Source organism: Superficieibacter sp. HKU1 (genome assembly GCF_029319185.1).
Classification (GTDB): domain Bacteria; phylum Pseudomonadota; class Gammaproteobacteria; order Enterobacterales; family Enterobacteriaceae; genus Superficieibacter.
On record NZ_CP119754.1, the window covers coordinates 2,513,547 to 2,531,752 of the forward strand.

Sequence of the window (18,206 nt, forward strand, 5' to 3'; positions counted from 1 at the left end):
CTCTTATAAAGGAAGAACGTGCATTATAAACCCTTGCCGCGCCCAGAACAGCGCTTTTCATCTCCGCTTTTTATTTGCCAGACGTTTCTGTCCGCGTACACTCATAACAATACGCTATCAAAAGGATTTTTTTACTTATGACAACCTTCTACACGGTCGTGAGCTGGATGCTAATCCTGGGATACTGGTTACTCATCGCGAGTATAACCTTACGCATCCTGATGAAGCGCCGTGCAGTTCCTTCCGCGATGGCATGGCTGTTAATTATCTATATCCTGCCACTGGTCGGTATAATCGCTTATCTATCCGTAGGTGAACTGCATCTTGGCAAGCGACGCGCTGAGCGTGCCAGAGCCATGTGGCCTTCCACCGCGAAATGGCTCAACGATCTTAAAGCCTGCAAACATATCTTCGCCCAGGAAAACAGCGCCGTTGCCTCATCGCTGTTCAAACTCTGTGAGCGCCGCCAGGGCATTGCCGGCGTGAAGGGTAACCAGCTACAGCTGTTGACGACGTCCGATGACGTCATGCAGGCGCTTATACGTGATATTCAACTGGCGCGGCATAATATAGAAATGGTCTTTTATATCTGGCAACCAGGTGGGATGGCCGATCAGGTTGCTGAATCGCTGATGGCCGCCGCCCGGCGCGGAGTGCACTGCCGCCTGATGCTGGATTCTGCGGGCAGCGTCGCCTTCTTTCGCAGCCCGTGGGCGAATATGATGCGCAACGCCGGTGTCGAAGTGGTCGAGGCGTTGAAAGTGAATATCATGCGTGTGTTTCTGCGCCGTATGGACCTGCGTCAGCACCGCAAAATGATTATGATCGACAACTACATCGCTTATACCGGCAGTATGAATATGGTTGATCCCCGCTTTTTTAAACAGGATGCCGGTGTTGGTCAGTGGGTTGATTTGATGGCCCGCATGGAAGGACCCGTCGCCACGGCAATGGGCATTGTTTATTCATGCGACTGGGAAATTGAGACGGGTAAGCGCATTTTACCGCCTACGCCTGATAACAATATCATGCCGTTTGAAGAAGCGAGCGGGCACACGATCCACACCATCGCCTCGGGTCCTGGCTTCCCGGAGGATCTTATCCATCAGGCGCTACTCACGGCAACCTATGCTGCGCGCGAATATTTAATTATGAGTACGCCCTATTTCGTTCCCAGCGACGACCTGTTACATGCCATTTGCACTGCCGCCCAGCGTGGCGTCGATGTCAGCATTATATTACCGCGCAAGAATGATTCCCTGCTGGTTGGCTGGGCCAGCCGCGCCTTCTTCACCGAATTACTGGCAGCAGGCGTTAAAATTTATCAGTTTGAAGGCGGACTGCTGCATACTAAAAGCGTGCTCGTCGATGGGGAACTCAGCCTGGTGGGTACGGTAAACCTGGATATGCGTAGTCTGTGGCTTAACTTTGAAATTACGCTGGTTATTGATGATGCCGGATTTGGCGGCGACTTAGCCGCGGTTCAGGATGATTACATTTCTCGCTCGCGGTTACTGGATATTCGACTGTGGGTAAAACGTCCTCTGTGGCAGAGGATCACTGAGCGACTGTTTTACTTCTTCAGTCCGTTGCTGTAAAACGAGCGCAATAGATAGCTAACAGGTGTACTTATTATGGATATGGATCTCAATAACCGTCTGACCGAAGACGAAACGCTTGAGCAGGCATACGATATTTTTCTTGAGCTGGCGGCGGATAACCTCGATCCAGCTGATATCATCCTGTTCAATTTACAGTTTGAAGAGCGCGGCGGCGCGGAACTGTTCGATCCTGCTGAAGACTGGCAGGAGCATGTGGACTATGATTTGAACCCGGATTTCTTTGCCGAAGTGGTAATCGGTCTTGCTGACACCGATGGCGGCGAGCTTAACGATATTTTTGCACGCGTGCTCTTATGTCGGGAAAAAGATCACAAGCTATGCCATATTCTGTGGCGTGAATAATTTCAGGGCAGCATGGCTGCCCTTTTCATTTCTCTTCTGCCAGCGAATGCCCGCACGCCTTACAGTATTTTGCCGTCATCTCATGACCATGCTGATGGCAATGCGGACATATTCTCGCCAGACGACGTTTTTGTATTTCACTGGTCATCTGTGAAGTAATGATACCCGTCGGGATGGCAATCACGGAATAGCCAATCAGAATAAGTATTGACGCGACGATTCTGCCCGCAGGCGTATGTGGCGTAATATCCCCATAGCCGACCGTTGTGACGGTAACGATAGCCCAATAGACAGACGTACTGAGCGTGGTAAAACCATTCACCGGCCCTTCTATGCCGTACATTAATGCCCCGGCAATTATCATCACGATAGCGATAAAAGAATAAAACAGGATGAGCTGATGACGAGAATTCACTACCGCTGCCCACAGCCCACTTAGTGCCGGCATCAGCCGCAGTAATTTCAGGATCCTCAGTACGCGAATGACGCGCAACGCTCGCCAGGCAAACACATATTCAATGCCAATCTGCGGCCACAGAAGAATAACGAAGAGTGGCAGGATAGTGACCAGGTCGATGATGCCCCAGAAGCCGAAGACATATTTCGCAGGCGTCGGCCAGCTCATCACTCTCAGGCAGTATTCCAGGGTAAAAATAAGGGTAAATCCGGCTTCCAGCCAGAGGAAAAAATGCCATTCACTCAAGGATAAACGAAAGGTGGTGCCGATCCCGGACTCAAAGAAAATGGAAATGACGCTAAGCAGCGCCAGGAAACCACACAGCGCTTCGAAGCGGCGTCCCGAACGACTATGGTGATCGAACAATGAATGATAAATGCGCTGACGAATTGTGCGAACAGTAGCCACGCAGCAACCTCATTAAAATAAGGGCCGACAAATGTCGGCCCTTTTTATTATAACGGGTCGACCTTCAGACAAGACACCGCGTGGCGGAAGCTTCCTTCCAGCACGGGGCGCGTTTTGGCGCATTCCGGTCCGGCAATAGGACAACGAGTGCGGAAAACGCAGCCAGAAGGCGGATTAATAGGTGAAGGTAACTCCCCCTCCAGCAACTGGATAGTTTTATTCTTTTCCAGATCTGGATCGGGCACCGGCACCGCCGACATCAGCGCCTTAGTATAAGGATGCAGCGGATTATGATACACCTCGTCATACGTACCCAGTTCTACGGCATGCCCAAGGTACATCACCAGCACACGATCGGAAATGTGTTTGACCACCGCCAGATCGTGCGCGATGAAAATCAGCGACAGCCCCATCTCGCGCTGCAACTGCTGAAGCAAGTTGACGACCTGCGCCTGAATTGATACATCCAGCGCCGACACGGGCTCGTCACAGATGATCAGTTTCGGCTCAAGAATTAACGCACGCGCAATACCGATACGCTGGCATTGTCCGCCGGAAAATTCATGCGGATAACGGTTGATGAGGTTAGGCAATAATCCCACTTTCATCATCATGGTTTTCACCCGATCGCGTACTTCCTGGCGCGGCATTTTCGGATGATAGGTGCGCAGCGGTTCGGCAATAATTTCACCAATGGTCATACGCGGATTCAGGGAAGCCAGCGGATCCTGAAAAATCATCTGAATATCGCTACGTACCGCCCGCCATTCATCCGGCTTCATGCCCAGCAAATCTTTACCCAGCCATGCCACTTTGCCACCGGTAGCGTTGACCAGACCGATGATGGCGCGGGCGAAGGTTGACTTACCGCAGCCCGATTCGCCCACGACGCCCAGCGTTTCGCCTTCGTACAGGCGTAACGTAACGCCATCGACGGCCTTGAGCGTTTTAGAAGGCTGCCAGAACCACTGTTTGCCATCTTTAATGTCGAAATGCACCTTTAAATCGGCAATTTCGAGCAGCACATTTCTGTTTTCAGTTACGGCATTCATACCAGTTCCTCCACCGGCTTAAAGCAGGCACGCAGGCGGCCCGGCGCAAACTCCACCAGCGGTGGTGCGCTATTGCAGATTTCCATCGCGTGCGGACAACGTGGCTGGAACGGGCATCCTTTCGGCAGGCGCAGCAGGTTTGGCGGATTGCCGGGAATGGTCAGCAACGACTCGCCTTCAGCATCAAGACGCGGAACGGCGTTCAGCAGGCCAATTGAGTACGGATGGGCGGGCTGATAGAAGACGTCACGGGCGTGACCATATTCCATCGTGCGCCCGGCGTACATCACCAGCACCTTATCGCAAATACCGGCAACAACGCCGAGATCGTGGGTGATCATAATAATCGCGGTGTTAAACTCGCGCTTCAGTTCATTCAGCAGGGTCATGATCTGTGCCTGAACGGTGACGTCCAGTGCGGTGGTCGGTTCGTCCGCGATGAGTAGCTTAGGCCTGCACAGCAATGCCATCGCAATCATCACGCGCTGACGCATACCGCCGGAAAATTCATGCGGGTACATGCGCATACGCTTACGCGCTTCCGGCATTTTTACCGCATCCAGCATTTTCACCGACTCTTCAAACGCTTCGGCCTTCCCGATGCCTTTGTGCAGCATCAGCACTTCCATCAGTTGCTCATCCACCCGCATATAAGGGTTAAGCGAGGTCATCGGATCCTGAAAAATCATTGAAATTTGCTTCGCGCGCAGCATGTTCAGCTCTTTCTCGGGCAAATTCAGGATCTGCTTACCGTTAAAGAGTGCGGAGCCATCAATGCGGCCATTCGACGCCAGAAGCCCCATTAACGCGAACGCCGTCTGTGATTTGCCCGAGCCGGACTCGCCCACGATCCCCAGCGTTTCGCCAGCCCGCAGGCTAAAATTAAGATCGTTGACGGCGGTCACATCGCCATCCGGCGTTTTAAACGTCACGCGCAGGTCTTTTACATCCAGCAGCAGGCCAGATTTCTGTTCCACCGGAGAAGTGGCAATAATACTCATGGCGGTGCTCCTTAACGATCTTTCGGGTCGAGGGCATCACGCAGGCCATCGCCGATAAAGTTAAAACAAAACAGGGTCACAACCAGAAAACCTGCCGGAAAGAGTAACAGCCACGGAGAAACTTCCATTGAGTTTGCCCCATCGCTCAACAGCGCTCCCCAACTGCTTAACGGCTCTTGCGTGCCAAGGCCGAGGAAGCTCAGGAAGGATTCAAACAGGATCATGCTTGGCACCAGCAGTGAAGCGTAAACCACCACGACCCCCAGCACGTTAGGCACAATATGCCGCACCACGATATTGGCCGTGGAAACGCCACCGACCTGCGCCGCTTCAATAAATTCTTTCCGTTTCAGGCTCAGCGTCTGGCCGCGCACGATACGCGCCATATCCAGCCAGGAAACCATACCGATGGCGACAAAAATCAGCAGGATGTTCTGACCAAAGAAGGTCACCAGCAGAATGACAAAGAACATGAACGGAAAGGAGTTCAGGATCTCCAGCAAACGCATCATCACCGAGTCCACTTTGCCGCCAAGGTAGCCAGAAAGTGAACCATACAGCGTACCGACAATAACCGCCACCAGCGCGGCCGCGATACCGACCATCAGCGAAATGCGCCCGCCGATAGCGACGCGTACCAGCAGATCGCGTCCCGAGGAGTCGGTGCCAAAATAGTGTCCTGACGCCATATCCGGTGCCGCTGACATCATCTCCCAGTCGGTATCAAAATAGGTAAATTGCGACAATACCGGGGCTAAAATGACAAACAATGCGATAATAATCAGCATAATCAAGCTGGCGACTGCCGCACGGTTATGAACAAAACGCCGCCGTGCGTCCTGCCATAAACTGCGCCCTTCAATGTCGAGTTTTTCACTGAAGTTTTCCAGCGCCTCGCTGTTTTTCTTACTTAACATCATGGCGAACTCCAGCGTCAGTAACGAATTTTCGGGTCGATAACGGCATACAGCACGTCAACTACCGCGTTAAACAAAATAGTCAGCGCACCGACCAGGATCGTCAGGCTCAACACCAGCGAATAATCGCGGTTCAACGCGCCATTAACGAATAACTGACCGATCCCCGGCAGGCCATAAATGGTTTCAATAACCATTGAGCCGGTAATGATGCCGACAAAGGCCGGACCCATATACGACAATACTGGTAACAGCGCAGGTTTTAACGCATGGCGGAGAATAATACGCCGCATTGGCAATCCCTTGGCTTTCGCGGTGCGGATAAAGTTGGAATGCAGCACTTCAATCATCGAGCCGCGGGTGATACGCGCAATGCTGGCAATATAGGCCAGTGATAACGCGACCATCGGCAGGATCATATAAATAAGTGCCCCACCGTTCCAGCCGCCACCGGGTAACCATTTAAGGGTAATGGCAAATATCATTACCAGTAACGGCGCGACGACAAAGCTCGGGATAACCACCCCGGTCATCGCTATCCCCATAACTGAATAATCCCATCTCGTATTTTGCTTCAGGGCAGCAATAACGCCGGCGGATACCCCGAGGATCACCGCGAGGAAAAATGCCGCCGCGCCAAGCTTCGCGGAAACCGGAAAGCTGGCTGCAACCAGATCGTTAACCGAATAATCTTTGTACTTAAACGACGGTCCGAAATCACCGTGCGCGAGCTGCTTCAGATAATTGAAGTATTGCGTGGAGATAGGATCGTTCAGGTGATATTTCGCTTCAATATTCGCCATCACTTCCGGCGGCAGCGTACGTTCCCCGGTGAAAGGACTTCCCGGTGCGAGGCGCATCATAAAGAACGAAATTGTAATAAGAATAAATAGCGTCGGAATCGCTTCCAGACAGCGACGGAGAATAAATTTCAACATTGCCCATACCTTCTGGCGTGTGCCTTTGTGGTGCGATGAAATAAGACACTGCGGGGCAGATACACGCTGCCCCGCTTATTGCCATTAGTGCTTAATAATGTACATATCTTTGGTGTAGAGATCGTCCATCGGATCTTTACCGGAATAGCCGCCGACCCATGGTTTTACCAGGCGCGCATTCACGTAGTAATAGACCGGAACAATGGCGCTATCTTTACCCAACTGCTGTTCAGCTTTGTCGTACAGCTCAGTACGCTTGGCTTCGTCAGTTGCCTTGACGGCATCGGCCATGATGCTGTCGAACGCCGGGCTCTTATAATGGGCGGTGTTCATTGAGCTGCCGGAGAGCATGGTATTCAGGAAAGAGGTAGGTTCGTTATAGTCCGCACACCATCCCGCACGCGCAACGTCATAGGTGCCCTGATGGCGGGTATCGAGGAATGTTTTCCACTCCTGGTTAACCAGTTTAACGTTCACACCCAGATTTTTCTTCCAGATAGAAGCAGCGGCAATGGCCAGTTTCTTATGCAGATCGGAGGTATTGTACAGCAGGTTAAACGTCAGAGGCTTATCTGCCGTGTAACCCGCTTCGGCCAACAGTTTTTTAGCTTCTTCATTACGCTTAGCCTGAGTCCAGGTAAACCATTCCGGCTTGGTCAGTTTAGCACCATCGGTATACGGCGGCGTATAGCCGTAGGCCGGCAAATCGCCCTGGGCTTTTACTTTATTCGTGATGATATCGCGATCCAGGCCCAGCTTGAGCGCAGTACGAACCCGTGCATCGGTAAACGGCGCTTTCTGGTTATTGATTTCGTAATAATAAGTACACAGATACGGGTCAACATGCACTTCATTCGGGATCTCTTTCTTCAGTTTCTGAAAGAGTTCGATCGGCAGGTTGTTATAGGTCATATCGATTTCGCCGCTGCGGTAGCGGTTAACATCGGTGACTTCTGAAGAGATAGGCAAATAGGTAACCTGATCGATGGCGGTTTTCGCGTTATTCCAGTAGTTGGTGTTACGCTCCATCACGATACGTTCGTTGACGACCCAATCTTTTAGTTTATAAGCACCGTTAGAAACAATGTTCGCCGGCTGGGTCCACTTCTCACCGAATTTATCAATGGCAGCTTTATTAACCGGCGACATTGCCGGGTTAACCAGCAGCTTGTAAAAATAAGGCACCGGCTCGCTGAGGGTCACTTCCAGCGTATTGGCATCAATCGCTTTTACACCCAGTTCGGACGGCTTTTTCTTACCCTCAACGATTTCATCCACGTTAAGGATATGGCCGTACTGCGGATAACTGGCATAGGGAGATGCGGTATTAGGATCGACCAGACGCTGCCAGCTGTAGACAAAATCCTCGGCAGTAACGGGCTCGCCGTTAGACCATTTGGCGTCTTTACGTAAATGGAAGGTCCAGACTTTAAAATCTTTGTTTTCCCAGCTTTCGGCCACGCCCGGAACCGGGTGTCCGTCAACGGGTGATGTTACCAGCAGACCTTCAAACAGATCGCGGCTCACGTTTGCCTCAGGAACCCCTTCAATCTTGTTTGGATCCAGCGATTGCGGTTCAGCGCCGTTGTTACGGATCATGGTTTGCTTTTCAGCAAGCGTAACACCTGCCGGAATATCGGCTGCCAGTGCAACATTTCCTGCGATTAGCGCTGCCAGAACGCCTGCCGCAACCAGACTTTTTTTTGTGATGATGGACATTGTGTTAAGACTCCAATAATTATAATTACTGGCCCGGGGCCAGCCTCTTCAGTTCCCGTTAGGGTTCCCGGTCAATGCAGGAGCTTGTGGCGACTGCCGGGCTGCTTTTCTTGCTGCTATCACCGACTTATTTATTACGGTTGGCTCTAGTGGCAACCTTATGTCGATTCCTTTATATGTCTCCCCTGTCGAGACATATTCATTTACGGCGTAAGACAAGCTATTTGAAAATAATTCTCATCTACGCAAGTTCTGCTGCAAATTAGCTGGCCGGAAAGTATCAAATGCCTACGGCCGCCGCCAATATAATTTGCAAAATTGTTAACCAATTCTCTTTTATGTCATGTCAACCAGTCATAAAAATGGCTTTAAAATAGACAATTTAACTAAAAAATACTTGTTTTTCAATCAAATAACATCTATTCCAGCGCAGAAACGTCACATCATGATGTCATGAGGCGGCATTTTGCAAAAAATTAACATTTGCTTACTATTTAGCACATTTGTCTGTAAGAACGTTGAAATAACTAATATCATTTCAATTATCCGGGAGCAAGCCCCAGAGTGTGATGTGAGAAAAATAACAGTCTGCCCGCTGATAATCCAGGCAACATGCAACACGCGATGATTTTAACTTATTGATATGCAATGAGGTTGCCTGTTAATGGATTTTATTATGTATAAGTAGAAATCCGGCTTTATATATACGCTTTGCTAATAATGGCGCATACGATGGTAACCTCGTTTGCGCCTGTGAGGACGTTGAGGAAGGCGTTAGTGGACAAGACCCGGGAAGATGCTTTTTATGCCGGTGACAATAAACTCAATGCCCAGCGCCATTAGCAATAACCCCATAATACGCGTAATAACGTTGATGCCTGTCTGGCCCAGCAGCCTGACCAGCCACGGTGCCATACGGAAAACGCTCCAGCAGCAAAACGCAAAGAGTGCAATGGCCAGTGAGAAACCCAGCAGATGCATAAAATTGTGGTAGCGAGCCCCCCAGACAATCGTCGAACTGATCGCCCCCGGCCCCGCCATTAATGGTAATGCCAGAGGAACTACCCCAACACTCTCGCGAATAGCTGTTTCTGATTTTTCCTGTTTGTTCTGTTTATCTTCACCCAGTTTCCCGCTAATCATCGACATGGCGATGGTCACCACCAGGATCCCGCCGGCAATACGGAAAGAATCAATGGAGATACCAAACAGCTGAAGGATGCTGTCGCCAAGAAAGAGTGAAGTCCACAGAATGATGGCGACGGAGAGATTGGCGGTCAGGTTGGTTTTGTTACGCGCCACTGCCGTCTGGTAACTGGTCATGCTTATAAAGACCGGCATGATGCCGATTGGGTTAACCAAAGCGAAAAGACCAATAAAAAACTTAAAGTAAGTAGGGAAATCGAACAGCGATTGGCTCACGACGGGCTCCGCACCTTCATCAAAAGTGGTAGTTGACGACACATTATTATCATTGCGCGCCGAAGATACGCTTTTTGTCAGGACACTTCACCACAAATCTGCCTAAAAAACCTGATATTCCATCGTGTTATATATTTGTATTGATTATGATAATGTGGATTATGTTAACGCCGTAAATATTTAACACTTGATACATTATCTCTAAAACAGCCTGCTGAAAGGTGTCAGCTTTGCGTAAACTTGATATAGATCACGTATTTCATACTCAGAAGTGAGTAACCTTACTGACACCGCCAGGGAGAAAAATGAAATGCAAGGTGGTGCGTCAAGTGAAGCTGTTTTAGTAAATCAGTAAATCAAGTGTAAGAAAGCCTTTGTTTTGTAAGCGCTTACGCAAGCCGTGCCGGGTCTGACTATACTTACCAATTGGGCCAGTGATTTACTAAAAAAGTTTAACATTATCAGGAGACCATTATGGCTGTTACTAATGTCGCTGAACTTAACGCACTCGTAGAGCGTGTAAAAAAAGCCCAGCGTGAATACGCCAGTTTCACTCAAGAACAAGTCGATAAGATCTTCCGCGCTGCCGCTCTGGCCGCTGCTGACCATCGTATCCCTCTCGCTAAAATGGCCGTTGCCGAATCTGGCATGGGTATCGTGGAAGATAAAGTGATTAAAAACCACTTTGCTTCTGAGTATATCTACAACGCCTATAAAGATGAAAAAACCTGTGGTGTTCTGTCCGAAGATGACACTTTTGGTACCATCACTATTGCTGAACCTATCGGTATCATCTGCGGTATCGTCCCGACGACTAACCCAACCTCTACCGCCATCTTTAAATCTCTGATCAGCCTGAAGACCCGTAACGCTATCATCTTCTCTCCACACCCGCGTGCTAAAGATGCAACCAACAAGGCTGCTGATATCGTTCTGCAAGCCGCTATCGCTGCTGGTGCACCGAAAGATCTAATTGGCTGGATCGACCAACCGTCTGTTGAACTGTCTAACGCCTTAATGCATCACCCGGATATCAACCTGATCCTCGCGACCGGTGGTCCGGGCATGGTTAAAGCAGCGTACAGCTCGGGTAAACCGGCTATCGGCGTTGGTGCAGGTAACACGCCTGTCGTGATTGATGAAACAGCGGATATTAAACGTGCTGTCGCTTCTATCCTGATGTCCAAAACCTTCGATAACGGCGTTATCTGCGCATCTGAACAGTCTGTCATCGTTGTTGATTCAGTCTATGACGCGGTGCGTGAGCGTTTTGCCAGCCACGGCGCGTATATGCTCCAGGGCAGCGAACTGAAAGCAGTTCAGAACGTGATTCTGAAAAATGGCGCGCTGAACGCGGCCATCGTTGGTCAGCCAGCCTATAAAATTGCTGAACTGGCAGGCTTCAGCGTCCCGGCTAACACCAAAATTTTGGTCGGCGAAGTGACCGTTGTTGACGACAGCGAGCCGTTTGCTCACGAAAAACTGTCCCCGACGCTGGCAATGTACCGCGCGAAAGATTTCGACGATGCGGTCGTTAAAGCAGAAAAACTGGTTGCCATGGGCGGTATCGGTCACACCTCTTGCCTCTACACCGATCAGGATAACCAGCCTGAGCGCGTGCAGAAGTTTGGCGCAGAGATGAAAACCGCGCGTATCCTGATTAACACCCCGGCTTCACAGGGTGGTATCGGTGACCTCTACAACTTCAAACTCGCACCTTCCCTGACTCTGGGTTGTGGTTCCTGGGGTGGTAACTCCATCTCCGAAAACGTTGGTCCAAAACACCTGATCAACAAGAAAACCGTTGCTAAGCGAGCTGAAAACATGTTGTGGCATAAACTTCCGAAATCTATCTACTTCCGCCGCGGCTCCCTGCCGATCGCGCTGGATGAAGTGATTACTGATGGTCACAAACGCGCCATGATCGTGACTGACCGTTTCCTGTTTAACAACGGTTACGCCGACCAGATCACTTCCGTGCTGAAAGCCGCGGGCGTTGAAACTGAAGTCTTCTTTGAAGTAGAAGCGGACCCGACGCTGACTATCGTACGTAAAGGCGCTGAGCTGGCCAACTCCTTCAAACCAGACGTGATCATCGCACTGGGCGGTGGTTCCCCGATGGACGCAGCAAAAATCATGTGGGTGATGTACGAACATCCGGAAACTCACTTTGAAGAACTGGCGCTGCGCTTTATGGATATCCGTAAACGTATCTACAAGTTCCCGAAAATGGGCGTGAAAGCGAAAATGATCGCTATCACCACCACTTCTGGTACGGGTTCAGAAGTTACGCCGTTCGCGGTAGTAACAGACGATGCCACCGGTCAGAAATACCCGCTGGCAGACTATGCGCTGACGCCGGATATGGCCGTTGTTGATGCGAACCTTGTGATGGACATGCCGAAGTCACTGTGTGCATTCGGTGGTCTGGATGCGGTAACTCACGCCCTGGAAGCTTACGTTTCCGTACTGGCGTCCGAGTTCTCTGACGGTCAGGCTCTGCAGGCTCTGAAACTGCTGAAAGAAAACCTGCCGGCGTCTTACCATGAAGGTTCTAAAAACCCGGTTGCCCGTGAACGCGTTCACAGTGCAGCGACTATCGCCGGTATCGCGTTTGCCAACGCCTTCCTCGGGGTATGTCACTCTATGGCACACAAACTGGGCTCGCAGTTCCACATTCCGCACGGTCTGGCTAACGCCCTGCTGATCGGCAACGTTATTCGCTATAACGCGAACGACAACCCGACTAAGCAGACTGCATTCAGCCAGTACGACCGTCCGCAGGCACGTCGTCGTTACGCTGAAATCGCTGACCATCTGGGTCTGAGCGCACCGGGCGACCGTACCGCAGCGAAAATTGCTAAGCTGCTGGCATGGCTGGAAGAGATCAAAGCTGACCTGGGTATTCCTAAATCTATCCGCGAAGCTGGCGTACAGGAAGCAGACTTCCTGGCTCACGTTGACAAGCTGTCTGAAGACGCATTCGATGACCAGTGTACCGGTGCTAACCCGCGCTATCCGCTGATCGCCGAGCTGAAACAGATCCTGCTTGATACCTACTACGGTCGTGAATACAGCGAAGGTGCTCCTGCTGAGAACGCTGCTGTCGCTCCGGCAATAAAAGCTGATAAAAAAGCGAAAAAAACCGCTTAAGTATTAGCAAACCATCGTAATAAAAAGCCCCATCTCTGATGGGGCTTTTTTTATGCCTGAAAGCGCGCCTGTAACGACTTGCTACAGGCGCAAAGGGTTAGCGTGCGCTACGACGGTGGCGCTCCTGTATTGCGCTCAGAGAGCCTGTATGGAGCGCTTCTTTATAATGTTTACGGCACACCGAGATATAACGCTCATTGCCTCCGATCACCACCTGCTCACCTTCGTTATACGGTCGCCCTGCCTGGTCGAGGCGCAACACCATGCTGGCTTTGCGCCCGCAGAAGCAAATGGTTTTCAGCTCAACCAGTTTATCTGCCCAGGCCAGAAGATACTGGCTGCCCATAAACAACTCACCGCGAAAATCAGTCCTGAGTCCATAACACAGTACCGGAATATCGAGGCTATCCACGACCTCAGAAAGCTCGAGAACCTGCTGACGCGTAAGGAACTGGCACTCATCAACCAGAACGCAGTGAACGCTTTCCTGCGCATGCTCCGCGCTAATTTCAGCCAGTAATGACGTATTCTGGTTAAACAGCTTAGCGGGCGACGACAGGCCAATTCTGGAACTTACCTTACCTGAACCAAAGCGGTTATCAATTTCTGCGGTATATACTACCGCCCGCATACCACGTTCCTGGTAATTGTATGATGACTGCAGCAACGCAGTCGATTTCCCTGCATTCATTGCTGAATAGTAGAAATATAGTTGTGCCATTGGCCGCATAACCCCAATCAAAGTGTATTAATAGCGGCCGCGAGTGTAGCATATTTTTTGCCTGCACTATGTGACGGCGTTAAACAGAAAACACCTGCACCAGATGGTGCAATGCCGGGAGATATAGTGATAACCAGCCCTGTTATGATGCAATTGCTCATTAATGCCGGGATCCTCTTTGACATTACATTCTTCTAACAACCCTGACCTTTCTTTGATTTTCGCCCACGATAGCGGTACCGGCTATTTTGCTTTTCTGCTTGCAAATGTATCGATTTGCTAATACACAGGCACCGTATTTATCCGTGAAGACAATAATTTGTTGTAAAACAGTGCAAAAAAATCATCTGCCATCAGGGGTTAACGATGTTGTTTATCGAACGCTATATGAATAGTGAAAGCGTGATAGCGAGCAAAATTTAAGTTAACAGGAATTTGAATCATGAAAAATAATAGACAATTTTGAGTTCCTTACATTTCTCCCTATTGCACAACGCCAATTATCGCTCTATTATTAGCTTAACAAACCACCCCACAATATAAGTTTGAGATTACTACAATGAGCGAAGCACTTAAAATTCTGAACAACATCCGTACTCTTCGTGCTCAGGCCAGAGAATGCACCCTTGAGACACTGGAAGAGATGCTGGAAAAATTAGAAGTAGTTGTTAACGAACGTCGTGAAGAAGATACCGCTGCTGCCGCGGAAGTTGAAGAGCGTACGCGTAAACTGCAGCAATATCGTGAAATGCTGATTGCTGATGGTATCGATCCTAATGAATTGCTGAACAGCATCACTGCAGCAAAAACCGGTACTAAAGCAAAACGCGCTGCGCGTCCGGCTAAATATAGCTACACCGATGAAAACGGCGAAACCAAAACCTGGACCGGCCAGGGTCGTACTCCTGCTGTAATCAAAAAAGCAATGGACGAGCAAGGTAAACAGCTGGACGATTTCCTGATTAAAGGCTAATCTCGCTGCTTCCACAATCCCGCTATGGCGGGATTTTTTTTGCCTGAATAAAGAATGATTAGGTCATTCCCACGCTCATTTTAAGCGGAATGTCTATTTTACAGGCATAAAAAAACCGGGATCGTACGTCCCGGTTTTTTCTGTTACTAAAAGATTACTTTGATACGCCCACGGTCTCTTCGAGCCAGGCTTTAAATTCTTCGCCCAGTGAGTTATGGCGGATACCATACTCAACGAAAGCTTGCATATAACCCAGTTTATTACCGCAGTCGTGGCTTTTGCCTTTCATATGATAGGCTTCAACGGTTTCTTTTTCGATTAACATATCAATCGCGTCCGTCAGCTGAATTTCATCACCTGCACCTGGAGGCGTTTTTGCCAGCAAAGCCCAAATTTCAGCGCTAAGCACATAACGGCCTACAACCGCAAGATTTGACGGCGCAACGTTTGCTTTTGGTTTCTCGACAACGCCTACCATCGGCACGCTTTCACCCGCCTGGAGCGCGACGCCTTTACAATCAACGACACCGTAAGCGGTAACGTCATCAACCGGCTCAACCATGATCTGACTACAGCCCGTCTCATCAAAACGTTTAATCATTTCAGCCAGGTTATCCTGAGAGAGATCGGATTCAAACTCATCCAGAATAACGTCTGGCAGAATAACGGCGACGGGCTCATCACCTACTACCGGTTGTGCGCAAAGTACTGCATGACCCAGCCCTTTCGCCAGCCCCTGGCGCACCTGCATAATAGTGACGTGAGGAGGGCAAATAGATTGTACTTCTTCCAGCAGCTGACGTTTAACACGTTTTTCCAGCATCGCTTCAAGTTCAAAGCTGGTATCGAAGTGGTTTTCGATCGAATTTTTGGAGGAGTGCGTGACCAGTACGATTTCAGTAATACCTGCCGCAATGCATTCATTGACTACATATTGGATGAGCGGTTTATCAACCAGCGGTAACATCTCTTTGGGGATAGCCTTGGTTGCTGGCAACATCCTCGTGCCCAATCCCGCAACCGGGATAACGGCCTTTTTGACTTTTGAATTTAAAGCAGCCATTGAACTCTCCTGAAGTGTTCGAAATCTGAACTTCTCATTAATAAATTAACGCGTTGAGTATATCAGTACCGGAAGACAATCCTGGTCTGAAACAGACGCGGTAAGCTCGAATTAGGATTTTTACGCATTAACATAAGCATAGTACCACTGCGGTACATTGGCAGGTAAACCTATCGCAAGCGTAAAATTCATTTGCTCATTCTGCAGACAGCATTAAACGCAAACGGCCACCAGCGCCCCATATCTGACACTGCCATGCCTCGCTGCGCTGGCTGATTTGATTGAAATACGTATTACCCAGCGTTCCGAGCGGAACGCCCGTACTGATCTGTACCTGATGGTCGCCGGTATTTAATGTTCCATTAAGACCAGCAGAGACGAGAATTAAATTTTTTAATCCGCTGTGATAATAACCAATAAATAGCGGAAACTGGCCGGGCAAATTGGCCTGACGCAACAGATTATTCACCTGCTTAAGCAAACTGCCCATTTCTGGCAGACGCTGACCCTGTTGTGACAGTTGTTCCTGAAGTAGCCCGTTAAATAGCGCCCGTAATAACAGCGCGGCCAGCACGCCGTTGTCGCCTGCTCGCGTGACATCAAGACAGTAGAAGGCAAGATCGTCATCTGAAAGCGGAGCGATATCCAGCACCAGCCCCGGTTGCTCGGCGGCGACCAACTGGCGGTAATTGATACGACAGTGCGAAAGCACCTGCTGAACGGGTGGCTGCAGCTCCTGGAGTAATTTTGCGGCAGCCGCAGGATCGCTAACCAGTGCATCCCAGTCCTCAAACAGGCGCTCTTCTTCTTCAACCCTGGAATTAAACAAATCAGGATAGAGACAGGCAAAAACCGTTTCGCGCAGGCGCTGGAAATCTTTGACCGGCTTTAACAGGACATCCTGGACTCCGATACGCAGCGCGCGCGCGATGTCTGACATGTTCTCAGTCGCCGAGATAACAAGAATAGGCAGCGGATTGCCCGCATTGCGCAAATGCTCAATCAGCTTAAGCCCGTTCATCCGTGGCATCGCGATGTCGCAGATCATCAGATCGATCTGCTGGTTGGTCATTTTCTCAATGGCGTCCATACCATCCTCGGCGAGCAGCGTGGTCGCCCCCAATGACAATAACCAACTGTCCAGCAAAGTGCGGAAAACGGGCTCGTCTTCAACTATGAGTATATGTTTTCCCGCCAGTGGCTGCGTCATGGTATCTCCTCTGACTTGCGATAACTTAATACTGGCATGCTATCTGCGCTATCGCTTGTCAGAATTTGCTGAAGTATTCTTAAAAACACAGCACGCTTAAACATTGCTAACAACCACAGATTTGTTATTTAGAATTTTTTCTCCAGCGGACAACATCATGGCTGCACGAAAAGGTACATACGTAAGCGATTCGCCGGAACAAATATCATGATGGAAAAGTTGTAACAAAATATCAACCTTTTGCTGATATTTGCCTGCAACTTTTTGCCACCCGCCTGCACTGCCAGACAATCCGCCATGACGGGCGCGGTGCAGCGAATGAAAGCGCTTACCATCATACCGTTGCGGAGCAAAAAAATAAGGTGAAGAAAAGAAGCTGGCGGTGGGGGACATTACACCTGCAGAAAATAGCCTTGTAAATAACGCGGAAATAAAATAAATGACAACACAGCTTTCTGTCAGCAAACAAACTAAAAAATTTGCGCCGCTATAAATGTGATCATCTGATTTTGGCGGAAGTTCAACCGTCGTGGACGGTGAACGACCCCGGATAACACCACAATTACGCGTTATCTCCATCGTCATTGTTTTCATTATGTCAGGCTAACATCTCTCCAGCTTCTCGCGTGCAACATTGGCATCGCTCAGTTAACATAACGCTACCAGGCGCATTGACGCCGTTATCATTTTTTGCAAGGTGACAATTTTGTTAAAACTCTGTCCCTGTGGCAGCGCTGTCGAGTATAGCCTATGTTGCCAACAATTTGTGTCCGGCGAGCGGGATGCGCCGGATCCATCACATCTTATGCGCTCTCGTTACAGCGCGTTTGTGATGAAAAATGCGGACTACCTGATTAATACCTGGCACCCTTCCTGCCAGGCGAGCGCGTTTCGCCAGGAAATCGAAAACGGATTTGCCCATACCCAATGGCAGGGGCTGACGGTTTTCTCTACGGAAGATAGCGCTTCAGCAGACGAAGGCTTCGTCAGCTTCGTGGCAAAATTCAGTGAGAACGGCAAACCCGGCGTCATCATTGAACGGTCGCGATTCTTAAAGGAGGGCGGAAAGTGGTATTATATCGACGGGACCCGTCCGCAGTTTGGTCGAAACGACCCCTGCCCTTGCGGGTCAGGTAAAAAATTTAAAAAGTGCTGTGGACATTAAGCCTGGCCCCGCACAACAAACACCAACACCTTCAACAGGATTT

The 18,206-nt window shown here is 49.8% G+C and carries 16 protein-coding genes; 5 read left to right on the forward strand and 11 right to left on the reverse strand.

Features of this window, described 5'->3' with window-relative positions; genetic code table 11:
- The first annotated feature begins 137 nt into the window (after positions 1-137).
- Entirely contained in the window at positions 138-1,598 is a 1,461-nt protein-coding gene (gene cls / locus P0H77_RS12045; RefSeq protein ID WP_276157149.1) for a cardiolipin synthase, read from the forward strand.
- Between the two features lie 36 nt (positions 1,599-1,634).
- Entirely contained in the window at positions 1,635-1,964 is a 330-nt protein-coding gene (locus P0H77_RS12050; protein WP_276157150.1) for an HI1450 family dsDNA-mimic protein, read from the forward strand.
- A 25-nt stretch (positions 1,965-1,989) separates the two neighbouring features.
- Here the strand turns inward: P0H77_RS12050 and P0H77_RS12055 are convergent, their stop codons facing one another.
- The 7 genes from P0H77_RS12055 to P0H77_RS12085 form a co-directional block, all read right to left on the reverse strand.
- Positions 1,990-2,829, reverse strand: a complete 840-nt coding sequence (locus tag P0H77_RS12055) for an ion transporter (protein WP_276157151.1) — start codon at positions 2,827-2,829, stop codon at positions 1,990-1,992.
- A gap of 47 nt (positions 2,830-2,876) precedes the next feature.
- Positions 2,877-3,881: a murein tripeptide/oligopeptide ABC transporter ATP-binding protein OppF gene (gene oppF, locus P0H77_RS12060; RefSeq protein WP_276157152.1), complete on the reverse strand. Its 1,005-nt coding sequence runs from the start codon at positions 3,879-3,881 to the stop codon at positions 2,877-2,879.
- The gene (locus tag P0H77_RS12065) at positions 3,878-4,882 is read right to left on the reverse strand and encodes an ABC transporter ATP-binding protein (RefSeq protein WP_276157153.1); all 1,005 of its coding nucleotides are present in this window, start codon (positions 4,880-4,882) and stop codon (positions 3,878-3,880) included. The genes oppF and P0H77_RS12065 overlap by 4 nt, the downstream gene beginning before the upstream one ends.
- 11 nt (positions 4,883-4,893) lie before the next feature.
- On the reverse strand, positions 4,894-5,802 hold the full coding sequence (gene oppC / locus P0H77_RS12070) for an oligopeptide ABC transporter permease OppC (RefSeq protein ID WP_276157154.1): 909 nt from the start codon (positions 5,800-5,802) through the stop codon (positions 4,894-4,896).
- A gap of 14 nt (positions 5,803-5,816) precedes the next feature.
- The gene (gene oppB / locus P0H77_RS12075) at positions 5,817-6,737 is read right to left on the reverse strand and encodes an oligopeptide ABC transporter permease OppB (protein ID WP_276157155.1); all 921 of its coding nucleotides are present in this window, start codon (positions 6,735-6,737) and stop codon (positions 5,817-5,819) included.
- Between the two features lie 84 nt (positions 6,738-6,821).
- Positions 6,822-8,456 carry an oligopeptide ABC transporter substrate-binding protein OppA gene (gene oppA, locus P0H77_RS12080; protein WP_276157156.1) on the reverse strand — a complete coding sequence of 545 codons (1,635 nt, stop codon included), beginning with the start codon at positions 8,454-8,456 and terminating at the stop codon, positions 6,822-6,824.
- A 774-nt stretch (positions 8,457-9,230) separates the two neighbouring features.
- Complete coding sequence (locus P0H77_RS12085) at positions 9,231-9,878, reverse strand: YchE family NAAT transporter (RefSeq protein ID WP_276157157.1); 648 nt, start codon at positions 9,876-9,878, stop codon at positions 9,231-9,233.
- Between the two features lie 474 nt (positions 9,879-10,352).
- Here P0H77_RS12085 and adhE point away from each other — a divergent pair, with 474 nt between their 5' ends.
- Entirely contained in the window at positions 10,353-13,031 is a 2,679-nt protein-coding gene (adhE, locus tag P0H77_RS12090) for a bifunctional acetaldehyde-CoA/alcohol dehydrogenase (RefSeq protein ID WP_276157158.1), read from the forward strand.
- Between the two features lie 97 nt (positions 13,032-13,128).
- On the opposite strand, the gene tdk is transcribed toward adhE, so the two are convergent.
- Positions 13,129-13,752, reverse strand: coding sequence for a thymidine kinase (tdk, locus tag P0H77_RS12095; RefSeq protein WP_276157159.1), 624 nt, complete (start codon positions 13,750-13,752; stop codon positions 13,129-13,131).
- A gap of 559 nt (positions 13,753-14,311) precedes the next feature.
- Here tdk and hns point away from each other — a divergent pair.
- A complete protein-coding gene (gene hns, locus P0H77_RS12100; protein ID WP_276157160.1) occupies positions 14,312-14,725 on the forward strand; it encodes a histone-like nucleoid-structuring protein H-NS in 414 nt (137 codons plus the stop codon).
- A gap of 154 nt (positions 14,726-14,879) precedes the next feature.
- Here hns and galU read toward each other — a convergent pair whose 3' ends face one another.
- The 3 genes from galU to P0H77_RS12115 form a co-directional block, all read right to left on the reverse strand.
- Positions 14,880-15,788: a UTP--glucose-1-phosphate uridylyltransferase GalU gene (gene galU / locus P0H77_RS12105; RefSeq protein ID WP_276157161.1), complete on the reverse strand. Its 909-nt coding sequence runs from the start codon at positions 15,786-15,788 to the stop codon at positions 14,880-14,882.
- A 196-nt stretch (positions 15,789-15,984) separates the two neighbouring features.
- Positions 15,985-16,998 (reverse strand): two-component system response regulator RssB, encoded by a 1,014-nt coding sequence (gene rssB, locus P0H77_RS12110; RefSeq protein ID WP_276157162.1) that lies wholly within the window; start codon positions 16,996-16,998, stop codon positions 15,985-15,987.
- Positions 16,999-17,094: 96 nt separating this feature from the next.
- A complete protein-coding gene (locus P0H77_RS12115) occupies positions 17,095-17,592 on the reverse strand; it encodes a hypothetical protein (protein ID WP_276157163.1) in 498 nt (165 codons plus the stop codon).
- A 112-nt stretch (positions 17,593-17,704) separates the two neighbouring features.
- On the opposite strand from P0H77_RS12115, the gene P0H77_RS12120 reads away from it, so the two are divergent.
- Positions 17,705-18,163 carry a YchJ family protein gene (locus P0H77_RS12120; protein ID WP_276157164.1) on the forward strand — a complete coding sequence of 153 codons (459 nt, stop codon included), beginning with the start codon at positions 17,705-17,707 and terminating at the stop codon, positions 18,161-18,163.
- Positions 18,164-18,206 lie beyond the last annotated feature (43 nt).

Coding starts and splice junctions, on each gene's coding strand:
- cls (WP_276157149.1), top strand. CDS start 138: ATGACAACCTTCTACACGGTCGTGAGCTGGATGCTAATCCTGGGATAC.
- P0H77_RS12050 (WP_276157150.1), top strand. CDS start 1,635: ATGGATATGGATCTCAATAACCGTCTGACCGAAGACGAAACGCTTGAG.
- oppF (WP_276157152.1), bottom strand. CDS start 3,881: ATGAATGCCGTAACTGAAAACAGAAATGTGCTGCTCGAAATTGCCGAT.
- P0H77_RS12065 (WP_276157153.1), bottom strand. CDS start 4,882: ATGAGTATTATTGCCACTTCTCCGGTGGAACAGAAATCTGGCCTGCTG.
- oppC (WP_276157154.1), bottom strand. CDS start 5,802: ATGATGTTAAGTAAGAAAAACAGCGAGGCGCTGGAAAACTTCAGTGAA.
- oppB (WP_276157155.1), bottom strand. CDS start 6,737: ATGTTGAAATTTATTCTCCGTCGCTGTCTGGAAGCGATTCCGACGCTA.
- oppA (WP_276157156.1), bottom strand. CDS start 8,456: ATGTCCATCATCACAAAAAAAAGTCTGGTTGCGGCAGGCGTTCTGGCA.
- adhE (WP_276157158.1), top strand. CDS start 10,353: ATGGCTGTTACTAATGTCGCTGAACTTAACGCACTCGTAGAGCGTGTA.
- tdk (WP_276157159.1), bottom strand. CDS start 13,752: ATGGCACAACTATATTTCTACTATTCAGCAATGAATGCAGGGAAATCG.
- hns (WP_276157160.1), top strand. CDS start 14,312: ATGAGCGAAGCACTTAAAATTCTGAACAACATCCGTACTCTTCGTGCT.
- galU (WP_276157161.1), bottom strand. CDS start 15,788: ATGGCTGCTTTAAATTCAAAAGTCAAAAAGGCCGTTATCCCGGTTGCG.
- rssB (WP_276157162.1), bottom strand. CDS start 16,998: ATGACGCAGCCACTGGCGGGAAAACATATACTCATAGTTGAAGACGAG.
- P0H77_RS12115 (WP_276157163.1), bottom strand. CDS start 17,592: ATGAAAACAATGACGATGGAGATAACGCGTAATTGTGGTGTTATCCGG.